This window comes from Enterococcus sp. RTP21361st1_A6_RTP21361_211029 (genome assembly GCF_040910045.1).
In the GTDB taxonomy this organism is placed as follows: Bacteria; Bacillota; Bacilli; order Lactobacillales; family Enterococcaceae; genus Enterococcus_D; species Enterococcus_D gallinarum.
Genome location: NZ_JBDGBK010000015.1, coordinates 25,418 through 49,075, shown reverse-complemented (window position 1 = coordinate 49,075; position 23,658 = coordinate 25,418). Strand labels below are relative to the sequence as shown.

The window sequence follows — 23,658 nt, the reverse complement described above, 5'->3', positions numbered from 1 at the left end:
GTGGATCTTGAACGTTTGATCACGAGAAATAAACGGATGCTTGCTAGCTCTTTCATGAGTAGCAAGCATCTTTTTTTGTGGCTTCCTATCTTTTGATGAAGTGAATGGCATCCGAAAGAGAATCAGTGCTTATTTTTGTTTCAGTTCTTGGTATAATAAAAGAAAAAGCAAAGTAGGGTGACTATGGTAACGGTAACGATTAAAGATATCGCTGAAAAAGCAGGCGTTGCGAAAAGCACCGTTTCCCGCTATTTGAATAATGGCTATGTTAGCGAGCAAACACGTAAAAAAATTGATGCAATTATTGAAGAGACCGGCTATCGGCCCAATACGTTTGCCCGCAGTTTAAAAGCACAAGACACAAAACTGTTGGGAGTGATCATTCCTAGGCTGGATTCTCCTTCCACCAACAGTGTGTTAGAAGGGATCGATGAAACAGCTCGAAAGAATGGGTATCAATTGTTAATCACGAATTCTAATCAAAATGAAGAACGCGAATTAGAAAATATTGAGATGCTGGTCAAGCAAAAGGTTGCTGGTATCATTATGCTGGCTAGAGAGATCACGAGTGAGCTAGCACAAGTCTTGCAGCAATTGACCGTTCCTGTACTGATGTTGGGTCAACACTTACAAGGAGTCCATTCGATTGTCCATGATGATTATCGTGCGGGAGAGAAACTGGCAGAGTATGCAATTGAACTCGGCCATCGGTCTTTTTTGTTTATCGGAGTGACTGAAAAAGACGAAGCAGTAGGGATCTTGAGAAAAAAAGGCTTTACGGATGTGATCGCTCAAATGGAAGGGACCAAATTATCTTTCATCGAAACGTCTTTTTCCAGAAGTGAAACCTATCAAAAAGCTCGCTTATTTCTAAAAGAGAATCAAGCGACCTATTTAGCCTGTGCCACAGACAACATTGCTGTTGCCGTATTGAAAGCCGCGCATGAGTTAGGCTTGCGAGTGCCGGAGGATTTCTCCCTTAGCGGCTTCGGTGGATATGATTCGACGGATTATGTCTTTCCGACGATCACGACCACTCACTATCCTTACCACCAGTTAGGTGTCGATGCGGTGGAAACGATCCAGAAGTTGATCCAAAAAGTTCAAGTGCCAGAATTGATTAAGTTACCGAATCAACTGGTGATCAAACAATCAACGATTCCCATAGAACAAATACCATAATGATTCGTGAAAGGGACTGTGCCATAAGTCTCCGACAAGTAACACTATCCGAACCTTAACTATTATTGCTCCTGCGGTGCAGTGGCTCCTCGTCGCAAAAGTCCGAGGAATCTATCGCAATAGCATATGATTCGGTTTAACTTGTTGGATGATGACTTTGTCACAGTCTCTATTATTGCTCCTGCGGTGCAGTGGCTCCTCGTCGCAAAAGTCCGAGGAATCTATCGCAATAGCATATGATTTGGTTTAACTTGTTGGATGATGACTTTGTCACAGTCTTTTTTTGATAAAACGGGTTGATTTTGCAAACGGTTTCTGTTATCCTTCTTGTAGAACCGGTTCCACAAAATAAAGTGAGTTGAAATGGAGGAAAATTAAAATGAAAGATCAGAAAATCATTGATCAGTTGCTCCAAGCAGTGGGTGGTAAGGAAAACGTTAAAAATTATGAGCATTGTGCCACTCGACTACGCATTATTTTGAAAAATGATGCGTTGCTAGACAAAAAGAAGGCAGAAAACATTTCTGAAAGCAAAGGTTATTTCTTTAATACAGGACAGCATCAGTTTATTTTTGGGACTGGAAAAGTAAATGAAGTTTATGAGGCTTTTGCTCAAACAATGGGTAAAGATGGTGAGCAGCAGACAGCCTTTAAAGAAGATGTTTATTCCAATCTGACGCCTGTTCAGAAAGTTGTTCGTACTCTTTCTGATGTGTTGGTGCCATTGATTCCGGCATTAGTTACAACTGGACTTTTGATGGGGATCCGTGGTCTGCTAGTTGAATTAGGGGTTCCTTTTAGTGCGGACTGGTATGCGCTCTTTGAAATGCTGACAGATACAGCCTTTGCTTTCTTACCTGTATTGATTGCTTATAGTGCCACCAAAAAATTTGGCGGTAATCCGATCATCGGGATCGTTGTTGGTTTGATGATGGTAGCTCCTCAGTTACCCAATGCTTGGGCAGTTGCTAGTGGCGATGCACAGCCGCTTCATTTATTCGGTCTTTCTATTTCAGGGTATCAAGGTTCGATTTTCCCCGCAATTATTGTTGGTTGGCTTGTTTCCAAATTAGAAAAAGGATTTAGAAAATTTGTTCCACAAATGATGGATTTAGTCGTCACCCCATTTCTGACTATCGTAGTGACGCTGACATTAGTTTTATTTGCATTAGGTCCCATTTTGCAAGTTGCAGAAAAAGCAGTGATCAACGGCATTGTTTACCTCGTACAAGCGCCTTTTGGTATTGGCTATATCTTATATGCAGCGGTTCAGCAATTGATTGTTATCACCGGTTTGCATCATTCATTGAGCATCATCGAACTTGGTTTATTAAATACTTCAGGAGAGAATGTCTTGCAAGTTCTAGGAACAGCGAGTATGGCAGGACAATTTGGGGCAGCAATCGCAGCTGCTTTTCTTTACCGAAACAAAGTCAAACGCTCGAATGCCATTAGTGCAGCTGTACCAACCTTGTTTGGGATCACGGAACCATTATTGTTTGGGATCAATCTTCGGTCCTTGCGTATTTTTGCTTCTGGCATGGTTGGGGGGGCCATCGGCGGCTTGATGACGTATGTTTTTCAATTGGCAGCAACAGGAATGGGCATTACATTTATTCCTGGTTTGTTGTTGTATACAGGAGATTTCGGCGCCATGTTGAAATACATTGCAGTGATCCTCATTGCGTTTAGTGTGGGCTTTGCCTGCGTCCAACTGCAGCGGAGAAAGATTTCCGATGAATTGAATGAAGAAACAACGATTGAGGATGACCTTCAAACGTTAAGCGCAACCGAGAATTAATGGAAAAATTGTAGAGAAGAAAGTGGTGGATGGATTTGTGTGCAAAAGAAGCCTGGCAAGAGCTGGAACAACAATCGGAACTAAAAGCAAAGATCGCTCAGGATAACTGGCGACTGTACTTTCATTTAATGCCGGAAACTGGGTGGATGAATGATCCCAATGGGCTTTGTCAGTTTAATGGGGTTTATCATTTCTACCATCAATATGTTCCTCAAAATCCTGCAGGAAAAGAAGCACCCCATTGGGGACATAAAACGTCAACCAATTTGGTAGATTTCAAAGAAGAAGCAATTTTTCTTTCACCAGAACATTCGTATGATCGAAATGGTGTATTTTCTGGCAGTGCGATTGTAAAGGATGATCAGATCCATTTCTTTTATACAGGAAATGTGAAAAACGAAGGGGACCATGATTATACTTTTAGTGGCAGAGAACAAAATACGGTCCATGTGATTAGTGATGGATATTCGATTGAAAAACAAGAAGTAGTGATCCCGCATGAAGCATATCCTGCAGGGTTTACCGATCATATCCGTGATCCAAAAGTATTTGAAAAAGAGGGCCGTTACTATATGATCTTAGGGGCTCGAACTCGGGAAAGTGAAGGAAAGATTTTGATCTATCAGTCAGAGGATCTTTCACAATGGACCTATCAAGGGATATTTTTAGGGGATGATTATTCCCTTGGTTATATGTGGGAATGTCCCGATTTCTTTCAACTTGACGGACAAGATATTTTACTTTTTTCACCACAGGGAGTAGATCCGCAAGCTTATGCTTTCAATAATTTATACCAGTCTGGCTACTTATTAGGGGAAGTAGATTGGAAAAATTTGAAATTTAAGCCAACATCGGATTTCGTGGAATTGGATCGAGGGTTTGATTTTTATGCTCCGCAAACGTTCTTGGATCAAAAAGGGCGCAGATTGTTATGGGGCTGGATGGGACTAGGGGACACAAGTCCTGAATACTCGAATCCCACTGTTACTCGAGGATGGCAGCATGCGGCGACATTGCCGCGAGAACTGAGTTTCAATGGGCAACGATTGATCCAACAACCATTGCCAGAATATCAAAAATTACGTGGAAAGCCTTTCTTCTGGAATGTCGAGTTAAAGGATAGCTTTACTGCTCCAAAATTAGCTGGAGAGGTCTACGAACTGCAGGTAGAGCTAACCCAACAGACAAAAAAACTGCAGCTTCTCTTGCGCCAAGACACGATTCTCTCTTATGATGGCCATATTTTTACTCTTTCTCATGGGCCTTCCGGCTATGGACGCAAAAAAAGAAGCATTCAACTATCAGAATTACGACAGATCCAACTGTTTATGGACACTTCATCGATGGAAGTGTTCATAAACAATGGAGAGTATACCTTTACTTCCAGACTTTATCCGCAAAAAGAGCAAGACCAAATCGTCTTCTCAGGGACTGGCAGTTTGGCTATTCAACTGTGGCCATTCTCAAATTAGCAAATAGCATGCGCAATCAGCAAAGAAGCGTGATAGAAGGAAAAGAGCGTGTCTATTCGCTTTGCATCGATCGAATCAATTGCTTAAGGTTTGCTTCATTGATGCGATAACCCCTAGATTCACGATAGACACAATCGTTTTCTTTGAATGTTTTTAACGTGTAGGTCAAGTGCCGATAACTGACACCAAGGTATTCTGCTGTTTCTGTGAGTTTTTCTTGATAAATTCCCGCTACAGCTACTTCCAAGAGCAGCAGCGCCAAACGATAATTCAATTGGTAAGTCTGATTGATGGAGAAATGTTCCATCCGTCTAATTAATTTATCGCCAATATATTGACTGATCATTTTGACAAAATCAATGTCTTGCATCAATACTTGCTTGGCATGATCGATAGGAAGCGCCAAGCAAACAGTTGGACCGATCGCTAAAACTTCTTTGGTCGTTTTTTCAGCGGACACTAAGGTCAGATCTCCGATGAAATCACCGGAATGCAAAAATTGTAAAATCGATCGTTTGCCATTGGCTTGAGACTTGATAATCTTTGCTTTTCCTTCAAGGATCACGTACAAGTGAGTCAGTGTCCCGGCTTCTTCTTGTATGATCTCGTTGTGAGAAAACTCGTAAACAGAGGACTGTTCTAATGTTCCAGTGGAAAAAGGCAAGTCCAATTGATGAAACTTTTTGGCAACAGGATAAAGGGTTCGTTTCATTTTTTCTCTCTTTCTAGGAGAAATCTCCTAGTTGTTTTTCTTAGCATACCACATAATGGAGGAGGAGCAAATGAAAGGAGATCTCTTATGAAACGAACCCTCTTTTGGTCACTGTTTTTCTATGGTATCAGCGCATTAGGGATCAGCTTGACAATCAAAGCAGCTGTTGGTGTAAGCAGCTTTAATTCATTGAATGTCTCACTATCCACAATCACAGGTATCAAGGTCGGAACCATTACGACAGCCATCAATCTGCTCTTCTTAGTCACTTGTTGGTTTCTGGACCACAGTCAAAAAAGCTGTTATCGGAAATGGATCAACTATTTGATTATGATGGCAGCATTGCTTTTCTTTGGCAATTTAGTCAATGGTATTTTATATGGCTTACTGCCAAAACTGATAGTGCCAAACTATTTGGCACAAGTCACATGTTTTATCATTGGGACATTGATTTCAGGACTCGCTACGGGACAAGTGTTGCGACTCAATCACTTGAAATTTCCTATTGAAAATTTTTGTCAGCTGATGGCTGATAGAAGTCGCTTTTCCTTCAAACAATATCGGTATAGTGTTGATGTGCTGTGTGTCATAATCTCAATCGGCCTTTCTACAGCTTTTTCATTTCCTTTGGTTGTGAGGGAAGGAACGGCCATTAGCTTATTCTTGTTATCTGGTGCTATCTCTTGGTCGCGAGAACGGTCATTTCTGTTCTTCCTAAAAAACCAATCAGTCAATGACATTGTTCAGTAAAAAAATGTCTGATTAACATTCATTCTTTCGGATGAATGTTTTTTTGATTCCTTTTCATAGTGTATAATTGTAGTGTGAGTAAAAAAATGCTGAGAATGATCTAAAAACTACCCAAAGAGAATCATGAGAAAGAACGGAACGAGAAGAATCCTGATAGAGGTTAATTGTGAAGCGAAGCACCATGCAATTCTAGTGAAACTACTCAAAAAGGGGTGAAGACTTGAAGAAACTGCTTTTTCTTTTGGCTTTTGTTATCTGGAAAGGAATAGCCATACATGGAATTCCTTCTTCCTATGCGAAATTTTTAATGGGCTATCATGAGTTGGGCGCCAAGCTAGTGTTGCTTTGTTTCTTTGTTATCCTTTTTTATAGGGATTTGTTGGATCGTTTAAAAGAACTGAAGGTTCTCTCATTGATAAAAATAGGCTTGCTGACATTTGTAGCGATTCTTTTAACAACGGTTTTCTTCAACCAGATTATCTTTCCAGGTGAACAATCAATGACTTTTTATTATCCATCGTCTCAGAGAACCGTTCCTTTACTATTGGGGGCATTAGTAGTAGGCCCATTGTTCGAAGAAATGTTCTATCGCTATACGCTTATTTATACTGGTAGAAAAAGATGGCTGAGAATTGTTACGACATTGTGCAGTCTTTTGTTGTTTTCGTGGGCCCATATTGTTAATGCTAATGGTAATATTTTTTTGTTATACCCTTACTTTATTATTGGATTTTGGCTGACAATCGTCTATTTGCGCAACAAAAATCCATGGGAGTCTGTGTTTGCTCATATCGTTTATAATTCCTTGGTTGTCTTGCTAGCGATAATCGGATGATCTGCTAGCGTTGATTTTGCTGATTAAATGCGGCTACGCGTTCTGCGTTGATCCGCATGATCTCTTCTCCAGGGATATTTTGGTCATTGATGATAAGATCGAAGTCGGGATTTTTTGGTTTGTACTGATTGACGCCAAAGGCTACACTATTGGCAGGAATGTCTTTGGTAATAATGGCGCCTGCTCCAATCACAGACTTTTCACCGATGATGACTGGGCCAAGAATTTTGGCACCATCTGCAACGATTACATTTTCTGCTAAAATAGGTGTGCCCAGATTTTCCCAGGCATTCTTTTTCCGGTTAAACCGCTGATTTGAACCAATCGTTACATTCTGGAAAATCACAACATTGGCGCAAAGTTTCGCAGCAATGATCGTACAGCCGCGAGCATGGTGAGCAAAGCGGACACTTTTGTCCATCTCACCACAACGAATCTCGCAGCCATAACGATATTCTAATAATTCAGCTGCTTTCTTTCGTTCTTCTTTTTCTTCAGAAAAACAGTTGATTTGGATTAATTCTTCAAAAGTCATCGTTTCCATAATTTCACTCTCATTCATAGTTGTTTTTTATAGCTATAAAGACCGAATCTTTCATCAGGAGAAGGCTTACCAACGACAGTTTAGCAGATAGTTTTCCCCATCATATAAGATCATGATAGACCGCTGTTTTCGTGGCGCTCGGTGATTCATCTAATTCCTGAATCGAAATACCAACGTGTGTCAATTCTTCCCATTCGGTGAGCGTAGGAAGACGCCCCTTACAATAAAGGTTGTTTTCTGCAAAAACTAAAGGCAAGCACGCGAGATCTTCTTGCTCTAGAAGTTCCAATACAAGTGGGTGAGTAATGAAAGGCAGAATGCTTTCAGTCAAAACAGAAGAATGAATCACCAAGGATTCACCATGAAGTTGTTTATAGGCGCTGTGCCAAGACTCCGATTGAGGTAAATAGTCATAAAATTGTGTCTCTTCTGGCTTTTGCAGTAAATAAAGATCAATTTTGGGCATGGTATATTTTCTCCCTTTCTTATGTAGTGAAACGAACAGATAAAGTAGTTTTCATCGCTCACAACCCTTTAGTGAATGATACTCGGTGACCGAGCATCCGTCAAATAATGGCTGGATAAAAAACACTCGAATCTATCACAGCACTGGCTTTGATGGATTCGAGTATTGGTTTTGTGTAATAAGTGATCAGGAATTAGTTCGCTAAGAAACTAAAATCAGTCAATTCATCATAAGTGTAAGCTTGATCAATTTGTCCTTTGTCTTTAGTCCAAGCCACGATTTTGTCTAGTTGGTCCTGTGGGACTTTGGCAGCATAAGGATAGTCTTCTTTTTGGCTATCTAAGTAAGTACTCATGGCATCTGGGAACTGATAGTCGGCTAAGATATCAGCATATTCAGAAGCTTTGTGTCTGTTCATATAATCGATGGCTTGATCGTAAGCTTGATAAAATGCGGCAACATCTTGTGGTCGATCTTTTACCACATCAGTCATAAATTGCAAGGTACCACCTTTGATGCCAGCTTCTTTGGAACTGCCCAAAACAATTGCACCTTGAGCGGCTAACATACTCGCTTGCGGTTCTGTGTAGACAGCACCATCAACTTGATCGCTTAATAGTGCCTCAGAACGAGCCGCAAAAGAAGCAATGTCAACGATTTGATAAGTAAAATCATTTTCAGCAGCAAACTGGTCCATGATGTATTCTAAAATGAAGTTCGGTACAAGGGTAATTTTTTTATCAGCCAATCCTTTCATTTCAGAGATGCCTGAATTTGGCGAAGCTAAGACTTTAAAGTCTTCTAGAATGTCCGAAGTGATTGTCATGTCAATGCCATTTTGCTTAAACGTCGCTTCTGTCATCACATCACTGATAGTTGCGTCCAATTCTTTGGCTTGTACGGCAACATTGCGATCATTTGGAGAAGTAAAAGATTTGATTTCTACATTTAGACCTAAATCTTTAAAATAGCCTTCTTCTTTGGCCAGAATAATTGGAATCGCAGATTCTGCTGGTAAAATCCCCACATTCAACGTTTGATCGGTCACTTCAGCAGTTGTCGCAGAGGTGTCAGTTGTCTTAGTTTCTGAAGTGGAATCTGAATTGTTTCCGCAAGCAGCAACTCCTAAAGCCAATAATGATAAGCAAGTAAATAAAATCGTTTTTTTCATTTTTCGTTCCTCTTTCTTATTTATTCCTTGAAGGGATGTTCTTAATGGGTCTTTTTGAATAATTGTTCAAAAGATGTCTTATCCAATGAGAAGGGAATAATGTCTCTTCGTAGTTCCATGCGTGGGGTTTCTAGGGTGTTGAACCCTGGAATCGTCGTGAATGACAAGACAAAACCTTTCGCTTCTAGTGTTTTGATCGTCTGTTGATCATAGAAACCAAAGGGATAAGCAAAAACATCTTGTATCGCTACAGTTTGATTGCAGCAATCTAAATCAGCCGCAAATTTTTCAGCCGGTTCCCACATTGAGCGGCCCATCATTCCTTTTCGTTCATGGAAGTGAGTCGTATGATTGGCGTATTCAAAAACATCACTCATTTCGTTCAATTCCGAGCGACTGAGTGTTTTGGAAACAGCCGGCTTATAAGGGCTCGGTTCAGCAAACAACCAACCGCTGACAACAAAAGCGGTCGCTTTGAAGCCGGCCTCTTTCAATAACGGGTAGGCATATTCCCTCATGGATTGGTAGCAATCATCAAACGTCAACAAAACCGCTTTTTCTGGTAAAGCTTTCTTTTGAAGATAGTAGTCTTTGACTTCCTTCAAAGTAAGGGTATGATATTTTTCTGCTTTCAAAAAGTCGATTTGTTGTTTAAAATGAGAACAGCTATTGAATAACGGCAATGGAAGAGCATCTTGATAGCCATCGGCAACTTCGATTGGTCTTGGTTGCTCACTTAACTCATTGTCTGGTCGTATTTCATGAAACACAAGTGTGCGGAACATCAAATGCATCCCTTTCTATTTTTTTTCGCAACAATCAGTATAGCATAGAATGTGAAAGAGGGAACAACAATTTTTTAGAAAGAAGGAGCCAATTTATGGCGATTCATTTAGAATCAGTCGCATTTTCATTTCAAGATCGCTTAATCTTTAACAATCTAGATTTAACCTTAGATAAGGGCCATACATACGTCGTCTTGGGAAAATCAGGGGTTGGTAAAAGCACCCTGCTCTCATTGTTGAAAGGGTGGCAGCTGCCGCAATCAGGTCATATCGATTATGGCGATAGCCATCCTTCTGAGATCGAATTGGTTTTTCAAGACTTACGTCTGTTTCCGTGGCAGACAGTTTATCAAGCGGTAGAAATGCCTCTTCAAATCCAAAAAGTCCCCAAAAACCAAAGAGAAAAGTTAGTCGAAACGTGCTTACAAGCGTTAGAACTAGATTCTTTCAAAGCGCGTTTCCCTAGTCAACTGAGTGGCGGCCAAAAACAGCGAGTGGCAATGGCAAGAGGATTAGTGACCAGTCCAGCATTTTTACTGTTAGATGAGCCGACATCGTCTTTGGATCAGGAAACCAAAGAACGTACGCAAAATCTGATTTTATCTGAGCAACAACGACTTGCGAACGGTTTAGTCGTAGTGACCCATGATACAGAAGAAGCGGCTTACCTTGGCGAGACGATCCTATTGGTTCAAGAACATCAAATACATCAGATCAAAAACCCAGTTTTCCACCAAGCTAACCGCCGTGAGACGATGGACTTTTATGCTTTTTCATTGGCATTGAAAAAGAAGATGAGAGGAGAAGTCAGATGAAAGCCGGACGTTCTTTTTTGTGGGGGGCACTGTCGTTTTTATTGTTATGGTGGGGAATCAGCTTGTTAGCGGATAACCGTTCGCTGCCGGACCCTTATCAAACTTTCCAACGATTTTGGCAATTGCGTGCAGAATTAGGGTTACATGCAGGGGCCAGTGTGATTCGTGTCCTGATCTCACTATTTTTTGCGTTGCTGATCGGTATACCTTTAGGGATTTTTCTCGGAAGAACAAAAATAGCAGCAATCGTTGATCCTCTGCTCTATTTCTTATATCCGATTCCAAAGGTCGCTTTTCTACCAGTTTTCATGATTTTTTTTGGTTTAGGGAATGTTTCAAAGGTGATCCTGATTTTTTCGGTGATCGTGATTCAAGTTGTGGTTTCGATTCGAGATGGGGTAAAAGAAATCCCAGCAACTTACTTTCAAGTGATGCAAAATTACACGCAAAACCCGCTGCATCAGATCCGTTTCTTGATTTTGCCAGCAATCATGCCGGCATTGTTTGCCAGCATGCGGGTAAGTATTGGTATCTCGCTTGCCTCCTTGTTCTTTGCGGAAAACTATAATACGACTTATGGCGTCGGGTACTTGATTTTGAGTGCTTGGTCTAAAATGGATTATGAGCAAATGCTGTCAGGCATTGTTGTGATTGCATTGATGGGCTTTTTCTTCTTTGGTGTGGTGGATGGATTAGAGAATCGCGTGTGTCGCTATCGCAGCTGATTATTTTCTATCACTAAATCAAGAGTTTCATCTTGCTATTAAAGAATCATTCGCTCGCAGAGGTCGAGAAGTGGTTCTTTTCTTTTTGTGCCAAGTGAGGGGAGATAAATTTGGAAATGATCGTGTAATTGTGAGCAATTTCGTATATAATATATGCAGTTGATTGAGAATTATTCTCAGTAGAAGGAAGGATAAGAATGAAAGAAGCAGATTTCTCAAAAAATCTCTTTGATTTAGTATCGGAACATCCGGAAATCAAAGATATTATGAGCAAACTTGGCTTTACTGCCATCAATAAACCCGGCATGCTCCAAACTGCCGGTCGCTATATGACGATTCCGAAAGGCGCACAAATGAAAAAGATACCTTTGGAAAAAATCATTCAATCTTTTGAAAATCAAGGTTTTCTTGTGAAAGGAGTCGACAAATGAGAACGAAGGAACAACGGCAAGAACGAATCGTCGAAATTTTGAGCTTGCTTCATCAAGGCGGTTCTTTTGAAGAAGCCAAACGCTTATTCAATGAAGAATTTGACGGCGTAGATGTCACTGAGATCACCTCGGCAGAAAAAGCATTGATTCAAAGCGGTTTAGACCCTTCGGAGATCCAACGTCTATGCAATATTCATGCGGCTGTATTTAAGGGATCGATCAACGAGATCCATCATTCAAATGAAGAATATGGACAACCTGGTCATCCAGTCCATACCCTCAAGCTAGAAAACCAAGTCCTGCAATCGTTATTGACGGACGAAATCGATGGATTGCTCAAGAAAATCAAAAAAGGGGACTGGTCACAAAAAGGACGTCTGCAAGCAGCACTGCAGGATCTGTTACAGATCGACAAACATTATGCAAGAAAAGAAACGCTGATCTTTTCATATATGGAGAAGTATGGAATCTCTGCTCCGCCGAAAGTCATGTGGGGAGTCGACGATGATATTCGCGAGATGATCAAAGAGTTGAACCAGTATTTGGCAACTGACAAAGCAGCATATAATCCTCTTGCTGAAAAATGGCAGGCAGTAAAATCTGAAATTGAAGAAATGATTTTTAAAGAAGAAGAAATCATGGTTCCTATGACATTGGATGTCTTCAGTTTAGCGGATTGGCAACGGATCGCGGAAGATAGCTTTGACATTGGGTTTGCTTATATTCCTGAACCATTGCCTTGGAAACCAAGCCAAGAGTCACTGGAGAAAGAATTGGAACGGGAGCCAGCTCGTCAATTGGCCATCAAACAGGCCCAAGAAACCACAGCTGGTATTGCCGCGGGACTTGGGTTTGGAGAATTCGCTGAACCGCCAGTGACAACGACTGTTCCCACGAACCAAACCGTTCAATTTCCCACCGGTTCCTTGCAGCTGGAACAATTGATTGCTATGTTCCAAACATTGCCAGTCGATTTGACGTTTGTGGACAATGAAGATCGGGTACGTTTTTATTCTGAAGGGAAGAGTCGAGTCTTCCCCCGGACAAATTCAGTGATTGGTCGAGAAGTAGTGAATTGCCACCCACCTAAAAGTATGCACATCGTTCAAAAAATCTTAGACGATTTTCGGTCAGACAAAAGAGAAACAGCTGATTTCTGGATTGACATGCGGGGACGAAAAATCTATATTCGCTATTTTGCGTTGAAAAATCCAACGGGGAAATATCTAGGCTGTCTGGAAGTCACGCAAGACATCACAGAGATCCAAAAGATCGAAGGACAAAGTCGGTTACTGGATGAGGAGTAGGAATGGAGTATTTACTCAACAAAACACATGCAAGCAGAAAAAAATGATAAAAACGCTTGCACGAAAATCAAATAAATAGTATAGTATAAACAATCAAATGGGTAGTTACTGATAATGCAGGCTATACCTTCGTACGTGTGTATGGATCCTACACATGTATTGAGGTATAGCCTTTTTTCATTTTAAGGAGGTGAGAAACGTCTTGAAGATCAAAAAGATTCTAAATAATAATGCGGTTTTGGTCGGAAAAGATGGCAAAGATTTTATTTGGATCGGCACCGGGCTGGGCTTTAAAATGAAACCGGGACAAGCAGCAGACGAGACGAAAATAGAGAAAGTATTTGTATTGCATAAAAACAAAGCTTCTGAACGTTTTTTGACATTAATGGAATCAATCCCGGCAAAGTACGTTTCCTTAGCTGATGATATTATTCGATTAGCTAAAAATGATCTAGAGCATGAGTTAAGTGAAACATTATATGTATCCTTAACCGATCATTTATATCATTTGATTAAATTACACAAACAGGGAATGAGTATTTATAACCGCCTTTCATGGGAAATTAAGAAGTTTTATCCCAAAGAATTTGAGATAGGGAAAAAAGCACTATTTTTAATTAATGAAAAAACGGGTATCCAGTTCGAAGAAGAAGAAGGGAATATTGCAATGCATTTGATCAATGCTCAGCTGACAGATGAGATCGATCAACCTGAAGATGTCCAGCTAATTGCAAAGAAAATTAGAGATATTATTTCACTTATTCGTCTATCTAATAAAATTCAAATCAATGAAGATTCGCTTGCGTTTGATCGCTTTATCACTCATTTGCGCTTTTTCTTCCAACGATTGACTACCCGGACTAAGATGAATAAGCAAAATCCATTGCTGGAGCACATTCAGAGTCAATACCCAGCAGCTTACAAAACGATGATTTTGGTTGAGCAGTATCTGAAAGTCTCTCTAAGTGATGATGAAAAGTTATACTTATCGCTACACATTCAAAAATTAATAGAGAACGAATAGAGGTTGTTACTGGTAAAGCAGGCAAGACTGATAATTATTCCTTTGTTGGGAATAATTATTTGTCTTGCCTTTTTGATTATGAATAAGGGGATGAATAAAATGGCATACAAAGATTTAGTTGAGGAAATATTGAAAAATGTGGGTGGAAAAGAAAATATTGCCGGTCTCACTCACTGTATTACTCGTTTACGTTTCAATTTAAAAGATGAATCAATTGCAGATACTGGAGCATTGAAAAAAACGAAAGGTGTAGTTACAGTAGTACAAAGTGGTGGACAATATCAAGTAGTCATCGGAAACCACGTACCAGAAGTTTATCAAGAGTTTATTGACTATGCTGGGTTATCAAACGAAGCCTCGGAAGAAAAAAAGGAGAAGAAAGGACCTTTGGATGCTTTTATAGATATTATTTCTGGTATTTTCACACCTGTATTAGGGTTACTGGCAGCTACTGGAATGATCAAAGGATTAAACGTTCTCTTTGTTTCTCTTGGTTGGATTGAAAATACTTCTGGAACCTATGCCATCTTGCAAGCCGCTGGTGACTGCTTCTTCTATTTCTTTCCAATTTTTCTTGGTTATACCGCAGCAAAGAAATTTGGTCTGAAGCAATTTGTTGGTATGGCTATCGGTGCGGCAATGGTCTATCCGGCCTTGTCAGGGTTAACTGCTAATACAGAACCTCTTTATACCTTATTTAATGGTACGATTTTTGAGTCACCTGTTTATGTAACTTTTTTGGGTATGCCAGTTATTCTGATGAGTTATAGTTCTAGCGTTATCCCAATTGTGATTGCAACTTTCTTTGGAGCGAAATTGGAGAAAGTGATTACCAAATTAATTCCGAGCGTTTTACGTAGCTTTTTAGTGCCATTTCTAACAGTTTTATTGATGGTTCCTTTAACATTTATCGTGATTGGCCCAATAGCCACATGGATTGGAAATATTTTAGGGGCTGCTGTGTTAAGTATTTATCAGTTTAGCCCGATTGTTGCTGGTATAGCGGTGGGTGCAATCTGGCAAGTTCTTGTCATGTTTGGTCTTCACTGGGGGATTATCCCGATTGCTATCAACAATATTGGTGTATTAGGATACGATCCTGTAATGGTTTTAGGACAAGCAACTCCATTTGCTACTGCTGGAGCAGTATTAGCGGTTATCATTAAATCCAAAAATAATTCTGTTCGTGCGATCGGTATACCCGCTTTTATTTCTAGTCTTTTCGGTGTCTCTGAACCCTCCCTTTACGGGGTAACGTTACCCCGTAAGAAACCATTCATTGCAACTTTGATTTCTTCTTCCATAGGTGGTCTGATCATGGGGTTCTTTGGGACAAAATCATTTATCATGGGAGGAATGGGCGTTTTTAGTCTTCCAAATTATATTAGTCCTAGTGATGGAATTGGCAGTGGTTTTTATGGCTATGCACTTGCAATTAGTGTGGCATTTGCACTATCGTTTGTTTTAACTATTACATTCATGTATGATCCTACTGAAGATCGAGAAGAAGCTGAATCAGAGGAAGAGCAAGAGATAGCAATAGATAATTATTTAATGACGGAAACAAAGATTGAGATGCCTATCAAAGGAGATTTACTGACATTGGCTGATGTTGAAGATGAAGCTTTTTCTTCTGGGTTATTAGGAAAAGGTGTAGCGATTGTTCCAAGCAATGGAGAGATCTATGCGCCATTCGATGCTACTGTAGAAACATTGTTCCCAACGAATCATGCGATCGGTTTAAAATCTACGAATGGCATTGAATTGTTGATTCATGTCGGAATGGATACTGTTAACTTAAAAGGCGATTTCTTTACTTCCTACGTAAAACAAGGACAGCAAGTAAGGAAAGGCGAGCTGTTGATTCGATTTGATAAAGAAAAAATTCAATCCAAAGGCTACTCGATCATCACACCGGTTGTTGTAACAAATACTGATACTTATTTGGATGTTATCCCAGATATTGTTAATGAAGTCATTCAAGTGATTCATTAAGTTGTGTTCTATATGATACGATAGTAAAGAAGGGAAGGGAAAATATGCGCGCTATCATGCTAATGTTTGATACGTTGTCAAAAGATTTTCTGTCAAATTATGGAAATGATTGGATCCAAACACCAAATTTCGATCGCTTAAGGGAAAAAACGGTTACTTTCGATAATTTTTATGGGGGAAGTATGCCTTGTATGCCAGCACGTCGTGAACTTCATACAGGAAGATATAACTTTATGCATCGCATGTGGGGGCAATTGGAGCCTTTTGATCATTCCATTTTTGATGTGCTACAACAAAATGGCATCTACTGTCACCTAGTGACCGACCATTCTCACTATTTTGAGGATGGAGGGGCAACCTATCATAATCGCTATTCTACTTGGGAGGGGTTTCGCGGGCAGGAAGGTGATCGCTGGGTACCTAGGAAATTTGCTGAAGGCCATGCAGAAATAAATCCTTTGAATAAGCAAGGCATTTCAGTTGAACAGCATTTTGCGAACCGCACAAGACAAGTTGATGAAAATGAGATGTCGAGTGTTCAAACAATTCAAGCTGGACTTGATTTCTTGGAAGAATATAAAAAAGAAGATAATTGGTTTTTGCAAATAGAATGCTTTGACCCTCATGAACCCTTTTTTGTTCCAGAAAAATATCGTAAACTTTATGAGGACTGTCCAAATGAGTCACCTTATTTTTGGCCAAAGTATGGTCGGGTTACAGATGACATTTCTTCCGATGATTTAATTGAATTACAAAACGAATATGCTGCATTGATAGCAATGTGTGACCATCATCTCGGAAAAGTCATTGATTTTCTAGAGACGAATCAAATGTGGCAGGATACGTTGGTGATTATTAATACGGATCATGGTTTTCTTCTTGGTGAGCATGATTGGTTAGGAAAGAATGTTGCTCCTATGTATGAAGAAATTATCCATTTGCCATTTTTTATCAGTTACCCAAATGCTGAAGTGGATACCCATACTTCTGTTTTAAGCCAAACGATCGATATTCCTGCAACTTTATTAGATTATTTTGGTATTGCGAATGAATTGGATATGGATGGTAAATCATTATTGCCAGCTCTAAAGTCTAAGGAGACTGTTTTACATGATGAAATCATTTTTGGAACAAATGGCGGTCATGTCAATATTTATGATGGGAAGTACGTGTATATGCGTGCGTCTGTTGATCCTTCCAACGGCCCAATCACTATCCAAACATTGAATTACGCGATGTTAAGGGGGTTCATCAATAAGGAAGCATTAGATACCATGAAGCAAAGAAAGGGAAATCGCTTCACAAATCAGTATCCTTATACAGAAATTGAAGTCTCCACATACATTGATTCTTATTCAGTTGGCCATTTGCTATTTGACTTGGAGGAGGATCCGCAACAGTTGACTCCACTGGATAATCCTGACGTTGAAGAAAGGATGATCCAGAAATTAATAAAAATCATGGATCGAATTGAAGTGCCAGAAAGTGAATATATTCGTTTGGGATTAAGAAATTAAATAAATTAGCAACTTCAAAAAGTTATTTAGAATCGAGGCTTCTACCATGAAACATATTTCAGTATTGATCAAACCCGCATCTTCCCTTTGCAATCTTCGCTGCAGCTACTGCTTTTATGCCAATGTCAGTTCCTTGCGGGAAGTCCGCTCGTTTGGCAAAATGAAAGAAGAAGTAACAGATAAAATGATCGAAAATATTTATGCAGACTTAGAAGACGGTGATCAATTGACATTAGCGTTTCAAGGTGGAGAGCCAACGATGGCGGGCCTCAATTATTTTCGAAAAGTGACCCAACTAGTGGATCAACAGCAAAAGCAGGTACAGGTCCATTATGCGATTCAAACGAACGGGACCATGATCAATGAAAAATGGTGTGCTTTTTTGAAAGAACATGATTTTTTGGTCGGTCTCTCGATCGATGGCCATCCGCTCTACCATGATTTGCATCGGGTCGATCCGAAAGGAAGAGGAACTTTTCAGCGAGTGCTGCAAACAAAGCAGCTGTTTGACCACTTTGAGATTGGCTACAATGTGCTTTGTGTCCTGACCAATCCATTGGCTAAAGAGGCTAAGAAAGTCTTTCGCTTTCTAAAAGAACAAAAAATCGATTTTGTCCAGTTTATTCCTTGTTTAGATGATTTAGATGCGAAAGAAAGAAATAGCTATGCCCTCACACCAAAACGTTTTGCGGGATTTTACCACCAGCTTTTGCAGTTATGGCTGCAAGAATTAGCGGAGGGGCATTATGTGAGTATCAAGCTTTTTGATGATCTTTTGAATTTATTGGTCAAGCAACAATTCACCGCCTGCGGGATCTTAGGAAACTGTCAAGTGCAATATGTCATTGAAGCAGATGGCAGTGTTTATCCTTGTGATTTCTATGTGTTAGATGACTATCGAATGGGGTATATTCAAGAACAGACCTTGCGTCAGTTATTTGAACAGGACATTGCAAAAACGTTTGTGTGTCAACGGCCCGAAATGCCAAAGAAATGTCTGAGTTGCCCGTTTCAAAAAATGTGTCGTGGCGGCTGCAAACGAATGAAAGATGCCATCTATGTGGATGGGGACTATTGCGGTTATCAGCAACTCTTGCAGGAATTTGTGCCGCAGATCAATCGGATTTTAGGTTTGTTACAGGGGGTAAGTGTGTGATTGGGTTCATTTATTTTATAGTGATCGTGTTGGCGAATACGGTTGGTGCCGTTTCAGGCATGGGGGGGGCGTTCTGATCAAACCCATTTTTGATTTTATCGGCGCCCATTCTGTTGCGGCCATCTCGTTTTATTCTGCCGTAGCAGTCTTTACTATGTCGCTGGTTTCTACCGCAAGACAGTTGGCTAGCGGACATAAGATCAATTGGCAAATCGTCCTTTGGGTTTCAGGAGGCGCCATCTTAGGCGGTGTCTTGGGCAATGTCGCTTTTGATCAGCTGTTGCTGTTTTTCCAGAATGAAGACCATGTACAGATGGTGCAGATCTTTTTGACCGTCGTGACCTTGTTGTTTGCTTTCTTTTATACCAAATATGACTGGCCCGGATTCCAACTGAAAAATAACTTCTGGTATTGCTTCTGTGGTTTAGTCCTTGGTTTTCTAGCCAGTCTTCTAGGAATCGGCGGCGGACCGATCAATGTTTCTTTGCTGATGCTGATGTTTGCTTTGCCAATCAAAGAAGCGACAGTCTATTCGATTTGTACGATTTTTTTCTCTCAATTGGCGAAAATCGTGACGATTGCTGGGACCACTGGATTTGGCCTCTATGACTTAAAGATTTTGTGGTTTGTGATTCCAGCCGCGATTGTTGGCGGTTTGTTAGGGGCAAAAGTCAGCACTGTCCTCTCACCACAAAAAGTGACGCTGGTCTTCCAGACAGTCATCCTCTTGGTGCTAACCATCAATCTTTATAACGGCTATCAATTATTATAGAAAGAAGGCAGATGGGATGATCAAGATTCCTGCTGGAACGTATCGAATTGGCACGGATACAAAAGCTGGCTTTGAAGAGGACCAAGAAGGTCCCAAGATCCAAGTTGAGATGGCCTCTTTTGAAATCGATGAAACGACTGTTACCAATCAGATGTTTGAAGCATTTATTGCAGCAACAGGCTATGTGACGGAAGCAGAACAGTTTGGCTGGTCGTTTGCCTTTCATTATTTTCTTTCCGAAAAGACGAAACAGAGGAGCCAACTGATCCCCAATATGAGTTGGTGGTATGCGGTTGCGAGAGCAGACTGGCGACATCCTGAAGGTCCGGACTCATCGATTGAGCAACGGATGGATCATCCAGTCGTCCAAGTCTCGCGAAATGATGCGTTGGCATTTTGCCGCTGGGCAGATAAGCGGCTGCCAACAGAAGCTGAATGGGAGATTGCCGCGAAAGGTGGTACAGAGAATGACTTATATCCATGGGGGACAGATTTTTTAGCTGGAGAAGACTATCACTGCAACATCTGGCAAGGCGCGTTTCCCAAAGCAAATACGAAGGCAGACGGCTTTGCGAGTACTGCACCTGCTCGGTTTTATGAGCCGAATGGCTATGGACTTTATCAAGTCATTGGCAATGTGTGGGAATGGTGCAGCAATCCCGCAAGGATACCATTGGAACAATTTCGTTCATGGGACAGCCATTTTTTTGAGCAACGATTTCAGCAGGTGGATGATGCCATGTATGCGACACGGGGAGGGTCGTTCTTGTGTCATGAATCTTACTGCAAACGTTATCGGATCGCAGCCCGCAATGGAAACTCCGGGATGTCTGCGGCCAATAATTTAGGCTTTCGCTGTGCCAAAAGCTAGGCGTATCTGTGAATAATAATAAAAAAACTATCTAAAAAATCTTGATTGTCTCATTGCTTTTTTTAGCAAGTCGTCCTTTGATAGGAACAATCAGTGATCGCTTAGATAGTTTTTTGTTTAATTGCTGTCTTAATAAATGATGGAAGTAGGGCCTGTATTGACCGATTAATCCCATTGAGAAAGATAATTTCCTGAAAGATCATAAACCAGATTCAGTGCAGTATGTCCCCGAATATCATCGACACCGACCGTCCAAGTCCATTTGCCTTGAGAACCATTTAAGATCACGATACTAACTCCGGGATAATAATGGTCTAATTTCGCAACCCGTTTTTCCGTTTCTTTGATAACCTTGGGAATAACGCCCCAATCGATTTCATTATAAGCAATGGTCTCTTGAATAGGTAACTCGATCGTATCACTGTCTTTCTGCCATTTTTGTAAAAGATTTGTCGAATAATACCAGTATTCATCTTGTAGTTTAGTGGTAGGGTTGATGATTCGCGCGACTGCATAGACGCCGCTTTTCAAAGGAATGTTCCGAATGTGATAGCTATAACTGATGAGCTGAACCTCTTGATCTTTCAGCGCTTTTTTGTCGGTTAATTCAGCCATGATCGCGGAAGCAGAGGCTTCTTCTCTAAAAAAATTTCGGTCGAAGGGTAGCAAGGTTGTTAAAGCACCAAATGCTAACAAGATGCTAGGGAGAATGACCAATGTGCCGATCCAATAGAACAAAGCCCTTTTTCTTTTTCTGATACCAAAAAATAATGCCAAGACTATCATTAGTGCTATAACGAAGTACCAGAGTAGCGGAAGATAGCCGATCACTTGGTCGCGAGTTTCTACAACTGTGTACTCATCCAGTCCAAACCAGTTTTCGGCAATATTGATGTTCGTCAGTACAACGATCCCTAAGATTCCTGCAATGATGAGCAGGAGGATGAAATAAAAAAGCAGAGAAGGGAGAAGCTTGGAGTTACGTTTTTTATCAGTCATGGGTCACTTCCTTTGTCGGTTCATTGTGAATGAGCTGCTATTCCTAGTCCAGCCAAAATCTATTTATCTAAATTTTTTAATTCGCTGTTGACACTAATTATACAACAAATAAAAAAAGAGACAAAAGGCAATGCAAACAAAAAGATCTGATCCATAGAAAGTAGAGCAACTATGGATCAGATCATTCGTTTCTTGCTTTTTATTTATCAATGATTATCGGTTCACGTTGTCTTGACGAGCAATACCAACAAAGAACTTCAAGCAATAAATCGCGCAGATACCGACAATTACGTAAATGATTTTAGCGAATAATGTAGTTGATCCGCCCGCAATTGTTGCAACCAAGTCAAATTCAAATAATCCAACCAATAACCAGTTTAGGCCGCCAACGATAAGTAGCGCTAAAGCTATACTGTCTAATACTTTCATTTTAGAATTCTCCTTTCTTTGTGCATATTTATAGTATATAGCATGTGTTTTGTTTTGGGAAAAATACTGCTTGAAGAAAATCGTCACTGTTTATTCACCATCATCGGATACTTCGATATTCTTTTCTTTCTCTCCATTTTGTTTCCGTTCATTGTAAATAAATACATGACGGACGATCTTCAACAATGGTCGGATCGTTAAGAAGATTGCTCCTATCAGATAGGCGATAGTTCCATAGATCGCAGGCAGATCTGTCAAGGACACGATACTTCCGAAAATATAAAATAAACCAGTCAAAATATCATTCGTTAGGGAAATCAGCAGATACCGGTTTTTGAAATAGACATGAAAACGGCGTCCTTTAATAATGACGTCTTCGTCTTTACCAAGTTCGATCTGATGTTCATTTCGTTTGATTTTTGGCACTGAGGGCGATCATCCTTTCTTTGCGTTGATTTGGCTTTAATACCACTTTGATGTTGTTATCTTCTTTTTTGTCAAAAATGTCATAAGCCGCAGCGGCTTCTTCTAAAGGCATGGTATGAGTGATGATCGGTGTTGGGTCGATCTCCTCTTTTTGGATCATTTCATAAATTTTTGGCATTAAGTGGATAACGGGTGCTTGTCCATGTTTCACTGCCACATTGCGCATGAAAAACTCTTGTAAAGGGTAGGACGATGCTGGAGTCATATAGACACCAGTAATTTGCACGGTACCAAATTTTTTGACCGCTTTCGCCGCCATTTGGATCGGTGAAATCGTACCACTTTGCAAGCTGACCAAATTTTTGGCTTTTTCTTTGACGGGTTCTAAACCATCCATACCGACGCAATCGATGATGACATCGGCGCCGCCTTTTGTTAATTCATACAAATCATCAGCGCTTGTCGCAAGGTCATCCAATTGGAAGGTCTCTACCTGATTGTAGCTTTGCGCCTTTTCCAGTCGATGGGCAACTGGATCGACCGCAATCACTCGTTTCGCACCAGCCATAACGGCGAACTTTTGGGCAAAAAGTCCTACAGGTCCTGAGCCAAGAATAATGACGGTATCGCCTTGTTTGACACCCGCATTTTGGACACTCCAGTAGGCAGTTGGCAAAATGTCTGATAGAAAAAGCACTTTTTCATCCGGGATCGCGGTATCTGGAACGACAAACGAAGTGAAATCAGCAAAGGGAACCCGTAAGAATTCTGCTTGTCCACCCCAATGATTGCCATTCAGCTTACCAAAGCCAAAGAGGCCACCATAAAGTTGATCAGAAGAGTTATCACATTGGCTCTCCATCTCATTTTGACAAAAATGACAATGTCCACAGCCAATATTAAAAGGGATGACAACACGGTCCCCTTTCTTCAATTTTTGAACTTGACTGCCGACTTCTTCAACGATCCCCATTGGTTCATGACCAACAACGTACCCTTCTTCTAGTACTGCACCACCGTGATGATACAAATGAAGATCAGAGCCGCAGATCGCTGTTGCTGTAATTCGAATAATCGCATCTGTTGGTTCAATGATCGTCGGATCACTCACATTTCGAACTTCCATTTTTTCTTTTCCTTGCCATGTTACTGCACGCATACTTGTTCCTCCTTTTATGAGATGTGACGGGAAAGGTTCCTGGTCGTGTGATTGACTGCCATTTCTTCTTTTGGGATGACAAAAAATTCGTGTTCTTAATAATTGTGCCGGGAAAAAATGCTTTTGACAAAAGAAACGCTCAAGGTTTACCAGCCGAATTTTTTGCGATCGGCAAGACAGTTGAAAACAGAATAGTTGATTTAACTAAACAAGCGTGACACTATAAAGGTGGATCGAAAACAGGATCGATGGGCTCATCCATCGAAGCGTATCCCCAATGAGGACTCACATAAAAGTAGAAAAGAGGAGAAAAA

At 40.6% G+C, this 23,658-nt stretch carries 23 protein-coding genes and 1 pseudogene; 15 read left to right on the top strand and 9 right to left on the bottom strand.

Annotated elements, in window-relative coordinates; all coding sequences use genetic code 11:
* Positions 1 to 183 precede the first annotated feature (183 nt).
* The 3 genes from AB5Z52_RS04550 to AB5Z52_RS04540 all read left to right on the top strand — a co-directional run bounded on the left by AB5Z52_RS04550 (position 184) and on the right by AB5Z52_RS04540 (position 4,455).
* Entirely contained in the window at positions 184 to 1,182 is a 999-nt protein-coding gene (locus AB5Z52_RS04550; protein WP_137264329.1) for a LacI family DNA-binding transcriptional regulator, read from the top strand.
* Between the two features lie 379 nt (positions 1,183 to 1,561).
* Positions 1,562 to 2,983, top strand: coding sequence for a PTS transporter subunit EIIC (locus AB5Z52_RS04545; protein WP_002328679.1), 1,422 nt, complete (start codon positions 1,562 to 1,564; stop codon positions 2,981 to 2,983).
* Between the two features lie 29 nt (positions 2,984 to 3,012).
* A complete protein-coding gene (locus AB5Z52_RS04540; protein WP_003125880.1) occupies positions 3,013 to 4,455 on the top strand; it encodes a sucrose-6-phosphate hydrolase in 1,443 nt (480 codons plus the stop codon).
* A 52-nt stretch (positions 4,456 to 4,507) separates the two neighbouring features.
* Here AB5Z52_RS04540 and AB5Z52_RS04535 read toward each other — a convergent pair whose 3' ends face one another.
* Complete coding sequence (locus AB5Z52_RS04535; protein WP_029486541.1) at positions 4,508 to 5,167, bottom strand: cyclic nucleotide-binding domain-containing protein; 660 nt, start codon at positions 5,165 to 5,167, stop codon at positions 4,508 to 4,510.
* Between the two features lie 87 nt (positions 5,168 to 5,254).
* Here AB5Z52_RS04535 and AB5Z52_RS04530 point away from each other — a divergent pair, with 87 nt between their 5' ends.
* Positions 5,255 to 5,917, top strand: a complete 663-nt coding sequence (locus AB5Z52_RS04530) for a YitT family protein (RefSeq protein WP_029486542.1) — start codon at positions 5,255 to 5,257, stop codon at positions 5,915 to 5,917.
* Between the two features lie 220 nt (positions 5,918 to 6,137).
* On the top strand, positions 6,138 to 6,752 hold the full coding sequence (locus AB5Z52_RS04525) for a CPBP family intramembrane glutamic endopeptidase (protein WP_081131522.1): 615 nt from the start codon (positions 6,138 to 6,140) through the stop codon (positions 6,750 to 6,752).
* A 4-nt stretch (positions 6,753 to 6,756) separates the two neighbouring features.
* Here AB5Z52_RS04525 and AB5Z52_RS04520 read toward each other — a convergent pair whose 3' ends face one another.
* The 4 genes from AB5Z52_RS04520 to AB5Z52_RS04505 form a co-directional block, all read right to left on the bottom strand.
* Positions 6,757 to 7,296, bottom strand: coding sequence for a serine acetyltransferase (locus tag AB5Z52_RS04520; RefSeq protein WP_368266836.1), 540 nt, complete (start codon positions 7,294 to 7,296; stop codon positions 6,757 to 6,759).
* Positions 7,297 to 7,396: 100 nt separating this feature from the next.
* A complete protein-coding gene (locus AB5Z52_RS04515) occupies positions 7,397 to 7,762 on the bottom strand; it encodes an arsenic metallochaperone ArsD family protein (protein WP_003125889.1) in 366 nt (121 codons plus the stop codon).
* 193 nt (positions 7,763 to 7,955) lie between these two features.
* The gene (locus tag AB5Z52_RS04510) at positions 7,956 to 8,933 is read right to left on the bottom strand and encodes an ABC transporter substrate-binding protein (protein WP_086269064.1); all 978 of its coding nucleotides are present in this window, start codon (positions 8,931 to 8,933) and stop codon (positions 7,956 to 7,958) included.
* Between the two features lie 41 nt (positions 8,934 to 8,974).
* A complete protein-coding gene (locus AB5Z52_RS04505) occupies positions 8,975 to 9,718 on the bottom strand; it encodes a polysaccharide deacetylase family protein (RefSeq protein WP_005470808.1) in 744 nt (247 codons plus the stop codon).
* Between the two features lie 95 nt (positions 9,719 to 9,813).
* Here AB5Z52_RS04505 and AB5Z52_RS04500 point away from each other — a divergent pair, with 95 nt between their 5' ends.
* The 10 genes and pseudogenes from AB5Z52_RS04500 (at position 9,814) to AB5Z52_RS04455 (ending at position 20,331) form a co-directional block, all read left to right on the top strand.
* The gene (locus tag AB5Z52_RS04500) at positions 9,814 to 10,533 is read left to right on the top strand and encodes an ABC transporter ATP-binding protein (protein WP_005470810.1); all 720 of its coding nucleotides are present in this window, start codon (positions 9,814 to 9,816) and stop codon (positions 10,531 to 10,533) included.
* The gene (locus tag AB5Z52_RS04495; protein WP_003125894.1) at positions 10,530 to 11,258 is read left to right on the top strand and encodes an ABC transporter permease; all 729 of its coding nucleotides are present in this window, start codon (positions 10,530 to 10,532) and stop codon (positions 11,256 to 11,258) included. Before AB5Z52_RS04500 ends, AB5Z52_RS04495 begins: the two co-directional genes overlap by 4 nt.
* Positions 11,259 to 11,455: 197 nt before the next feature.
* Positions 11,456 to 11,689 carry a DUF1858 domain-containing protein gene (locus AB5Z52_RS04490; RefSeq protein WP_003125896.1) on the top strand — a complete coding sequence of 78 codons (234 nt, stop codon included), beginning with the start codon at positions 11,456 to 11,458 and terminating at the stop codon, positions 11,687 to 11,689.
* Positions 11,686 to 12,996 (top strand): DUF438 domain-containing protein, encoded by a 1,311-nt coding sequence (locus AB5Z52_RS04485; RefSeq protein ID WP_368243240.1) that lies wholly within the window; start codon positions 11,686 to 11,688, stop codon positions 12,994 to 12,996. The genes AB5Z52_RS04490 and AB5Z52_RS04485 overlap by 4 nt, the downstream gene beginning before the upstream one ends.
* Positions 12,997 to 13,198: 202 nt before the next feature.
* Positions 13,199 to 14,020 carry a PRD domain-containing protein gene (locus AB5Z52_RS04480; protein ID WP_368243242.1) on the top strand — a complete coding sequence of 274 codons (822 nt, stop codon included), beginning with the start codon at positions 13,199 to 13,201 and terminating at the stop codon, positions 14,018 to 14,020.
* A 99-nt stretch (positions 14,021 to 14,119) separates the two neighbouring features.
* Positions 14,120 to 16,015 carry a beta-glucoside-specific PTS transporter subunit IIABC gene (locus AB5Z52_RS04475; protein ID WP_181966776.1) on the top strand — a complete coding sequence of 632 codons (1,896 nt, stop codon included), beginning with the start codon at positions 14,120 to 14,122 and terminating at the stop codon, positions 16,013 to 16,015.
* 44 nt (positions 16,016 to 16,059) lie between these two features.
* Positions 16,060 to 17,532, top strand: a complete 1,473-nt coding sequence (locus tag AB5Z52_RS04470; protein WP_029486546.1) for a sulfatase-like hydrolase/transferase — start codon at positions 16,060 to 16,062, stop codon at positions 17,530 to 17,532.
* 46 nt (positions 17,533 to 17,578) lie between these two features.
* Positions 17,579 to 18,688 carry an SPASM domain-containing protein gene (locus AB5Z52_RS04465; RefSeq protein WP_003125904.1) on the top strand — a complete coding sequence of 370 codons (1,110 nt, stop codon included), beginning with the start codon at positions 17,579 to 17,581 and terminating at the stop codon, positions 18,686 to 18,688.
* Positions 18,685 to 19,460 (top strand): annotated as a pseudogene (locus AB5Z52_RS04460) (sulfite exporter TauE/SafE family protein). Before AB5Z52_RS04465 ends, AB5Z52_RS04460 begins: the two are co-directional and overlap by 4 nt.
* 16 nt (positions 19,461 to 19,476) lie before the next feature.
* A complete protein-coding gene (locus AB5Z52_RS04455) occupies positions 19,477 to 20,331 on the top strand; it encodes a formylglycine-generating enzyme family protein (RefSeq protein WP_368243244.1) in 855 nt (284 codons plus the stop codon).
* Positions 20,332 to 20,496: 165 nt separating this feature from the next.
* Here AB5Z52_RS04455 and AB5Z52_RS04450 read toward each other — a convergent pair whose 3' ends face one another.
* From AB5Z52_RS04450 to AB5Z52_RS04435, 4 genes are all read right to left on the bottom strand, one after another.
* Positions 20,497 to 21,330, bottom strand: coding sequence for a hypothetical protein (locus AB5Z52_RS04450; RefSeq protein WP_005470822.1), 834 nt, complete (start codon positions 21,328 to 21,330; stop codon positions 20,497 to 20,499).
* Between the two features lie 213 nt (positions 21,331 to 21,543).
* Complete coding sequence (locus AB5Z52_RS04445) at positions 21,544 to 21,759, bottom strand: DUF378 domain-containing protein (RefSeq protein WP_003125912.1); 216 nt, start codon at positions 21,757 to 21,759, stop codon at positions 21,544 to 21,546.
* 90 nt (positions 21,760 to 21,849) lie between these two features.
* Entirely contained in the window at positions 21,850 to 22,185 is a 336-nt protein-coding gene (locus AB5Z52_RS04440) for a YrhK family protein (RefSeq protein ID WP_003125913.1), read from the bottom strand.
* Positions 22,163 to 23,344, bottom strand: a complete 1,182-nt coding sequence (locus AB5Z52_RS04435; RefSeq protein ID WP_288551642.1) for an alcohol dehydrogenase catalytic domain-containing protein — start codon at positions 23,342 to 23,344, stop codon at positions 22,163 to 22,165. The genes AB5Z52_RS04440 and AB5Z52_RS04435 overlap by 23 nt, the downstream gene beginning before the upstream one ends.
* Positions 23,345 to 23,658: the final 314 nt, after the last annotated feature.